Here is a 3,378-nt window from a genome sequence, read left to right as displayed (position 1 = left end):
TTGGGTTGGTCGTTGGTTGAGAATTGCACAGTGGACGCGAGCATCTTGTTTTCTGTGGTTAAGTTGTCAAGGGCGAACGGTGGATGCCTTGGCACCAGGAGCCGATGAAGGACGTGGGAGGCCGCGATAGGCCTGGGGGAGCTGTCAACCAAGCTGTGATCCCAGGGTGTCCGAATGGGGAAACCTGGCACGAGTCATGTCGTGTCATCCGTACCTGAATTCATAGGGTATGTGAGGGGAACGCCGGGAAGTGAAACATCTCAGTACCGGTAGGAAGAGAAAACAATAGTGATTCCGTGAGTAGTGGCGAGCGAAAGCGGATTGAGCCTAAACCTTGTATGTGTGATAGCTGTCAGGCGTTGCATGCGGGGGGTTGTGGGACCTGTTTGACTGTGCTGACACCAGTCGGAGAGTTATAAAGTCATTCGTTAGTTGAACGGTGTGGGAAAGCCGGCCGTAGAGGGTGAGAGCCCCGTAAGCGAAAGCGTGTGACCTCTTTACAGTGTTCCCGAGTAGCAGCGGACTCCTAGAATCTGCTGTGAATCTGCCAGGACCACCTGGTAAGGCTGAATACTTCCTGGTGACCGATAGCGGACAAGTACCGTGAGGGAATGGTGAAAAGTACCCCGGGAGGGGAGTGAAATAGTACCTGAAACCGTTCGCCTACAATCCGTCAGAGCCTTGAGGGGTGATGGCGTGCCTTTTGAAGAATGAGCCTGCGAGTTAGTGGCACGTGGCGAGGTTAACCCGTGTGGGGTAGCCGTAGCGAAAGCGAGTCTTAATAGGGCGAATGTAGTCGCGTGTTCTAGACCCGAAGCGGGGTGATCTAGCCATGGGCAGGTTGAAGCGTGGGTAAGACTGCGTGGAGGACCGAACCCACCAACGTTGAAAAGTTGGGGGATGACCTGTGGTTAGGGGTGAAAGGCCAATCAAACTCCGTGATAGCTGGTTCTCCCCGAAATGCATTTAGGTGCAGCGTCGTGTGTTTCTTGCCGGAGGTAGAGCACTGGATGGTCTAGGGGGCCTACAAGCTTACCGAAATCAGCCAAACTCCGAATGCCGGTAAGTGAGAGCGCGGCAGTGAGACTGCGGGGGATAAGCTTCGTAGTCGAGAGGGAAACAGCCCAGATCACCAGCTAAGGCCCCTAAGCGTGTGCTAAGTGGAAAAGGATGTGGGATCGCATTGACAACCAGGAGGTTGGCTTAGAAGCAGCCACCCTTTAAAGAGTGCGTAATAGCTCACTGGTCAAGTGGTTCTGCGCCGACAATGTAGCGGGGCTCAAGCACACCGCCGAAGCTGTGGCATTCACATTTTGATCCGCTCGGGGACTTGTTTTCCGGGTGCAGTCGTGTGGATGGGTAGGGGAGCGTCGTATCGCCAGTGAAGCGCCGGGGTGACCCAGGTGTGGAGGCGATACGAGTGAGAATGCAGGCATGAGTAGCGAATGAAGAGTGAGAAACTCTTCCGCCGAATGACCAAGGGTTCCAGGGCCAGGCTATTCCGCCCTGGGTGAGTCGGGGCCTAAGGCGAGGCCGAGAGGCGTAGTCGATGGATAACGGGTTGATATTCCCGTACCCGCGAAGGAACGCCCAAGACGAACCTGCTTGTACTAACTACGCAAAGCCGGTGAGGACTTCGGTCTGAGTTGGTGGAGTCTAGGACCTCGGGTGGTAGTAGTTTAGCGATGGGGTGACGCAGGAAGGTAGCTGGTCCCAGGCGGTGGTTGTCCTGGGGTAAGCGTGTAGGCCGTCACGTAGGCAAATCCGCGTGGCATTGAGGCTGAGACGTGATGCCGAGCCGTATCAGGTGAAGTCAGTGATCCTATGCTGCCGAGAAAAGCCTCTAGCGATGTTCCGAGCGGCCCGTACCCGAAACCGACACAGGTGGTCAGGTAGAGAATACCGAGGCGACGGGCGAACTGTGGTTAAGGAACTCGGCAAATTGCCCCCGTAACTTAGGGAGAAGGGGGGCCGGACGCGTGAAGCCCCTTTGCGGGTGGAGCGTGGTATGGCCGCAGAGAGCAGGGGGAAGCGACTGTTTACTAAAAACACAGGTCCATGCCAAGTCGTAAGACGATGTATATGGACTGACGCCTGCCCGGTGCTGGAACGTTAAGGGGACCTGTTAGCTCTTCGGGGCGAGGCGGAGAACTTAAGCGCCAGTAAACGGCGGTGGTAACTATAACCATCCTAAGGTAGCGAAATTCCTTGTCGGGTAAGTTCCGACCTGCACGAATGGCGTAACGACTTCCCCACTGTCTCAACCACAGGCCCGGCGAAATTGCAGTACGAGTAAAGATGCTCGTTACGCGCGGCAGGACGGAAAGACCCCGGGACCTTTACTATAGCTTGACATTGGTATCCGAATTTAATTGTGTAGGATAGGTGGGAGCCTGTGAAGTCCGGACGCCAGTTCGGGTGGAGGCATTGTTGAAATACCACTCTGTTGGATTTGGGTATCTAACTTGCGGCCCTGATCGGGTCGAGGGACAGTGTCTGGTGGGTAGTTTAACTGGGGCGGTTGCCTCCTAAAGGGTAACGGAGGCGCCCAAAGGTTCCCTCAGCCTGGTTGGCAATCAGGTGTTGAGTGTAAGTGCACAAGGGAGCTTGACTGTGAGACTGACAGGTCGAGCAGGGACGAAAGTCGGGACTAGTGATCCGGCACTTGCGTGTGGAAGCGGTGTCGCTCAACGGATAAAAGGTACCCCGGGGATAACAGGCTGATCTTCCCCAAGAGTCCATATCGACGGGATGGTTTGGCACCTCGATGTCGGCTCGTCGCATCCTGGGGCTGTAGCAGGTCCCAAGGGTTGGGCTGTTCGCCCATTAAAGCGGTACGCGAGCTGGGTTTAGAACGTCGTGAGACAGTTCGGTCCCTATCCGCCGTGCGCGTTGGATACTTGAGAAGGGCTGTCCCTAGTACGAGAGGACCGGGACGGACGAACCTCTGGTGTGCCAGTTGTCCCGCCAGGGGCACGGCTGGTTGGCTACGTTCGGAAGGGATAACCGCTGAAAGCATCTAAGCGGGAAGCCTGCTTCGAGATGAGGTATCCCACCACCTTGAGTGGGTAAGGCTCCCAAGAGACTATTGGGTTGATAGGCTGGAGATGTAAGCCAGGTAACTGGTTCAGTCGACCGGTACTAATAGGCCGAGGGCTTAACTATTTTAAACTTTGTGCTTGACGCGTCCACTGTGTGATTCACAGCAAACGAACACCCGTTACGGACGGTTGATGTTCGGAATGCTGGCAGCTGTTTCGGTGGTCATAGCGGAGGGGAAACGCCCGGTCTCATTCCGAACCCGGAAGCTAAGCCCTCCAGCGCCGATGGTACTGCACTCGGGAGGGTGTGGGAGAGTAGGACGCCGCCGGACTCAAC

General features: G+C 56.0%; 2 rRNA genes. Both read left to right on the top strand.

From position 1 onward, the window contains the following. The first annotated feature begins 56 nt into the window (after positions 1-56). Positions 57-3,165, top strand: a 23S ribosomal RNA gene (locus Afe05nite_RS43380). Positions 3,166-3,256: 91 nt separating this feature from the next. Continuing rightward, positions 3,257-3,373 (top strand): 5S ribosomal RNA (gene rrf, locus Afe05nite_RS43375). Positions 3,374-3,378 lie beyond the last annotated feature (5 nt).

It is taken from the genome of Paractinoplanes ferrugineus (assembly GCF_016862195.1).
GTDB classification, from domain to species: domain Bacteria; phylum Actinomycetota; class Actinomycetes; order Mycobacteriales; family Micromonosporaceae; genus Actinoplanes; species Actinoplanes ferrugineus.
This window is presented reverse-complemented; position numbering and strand designations above follow the sequence as displayed.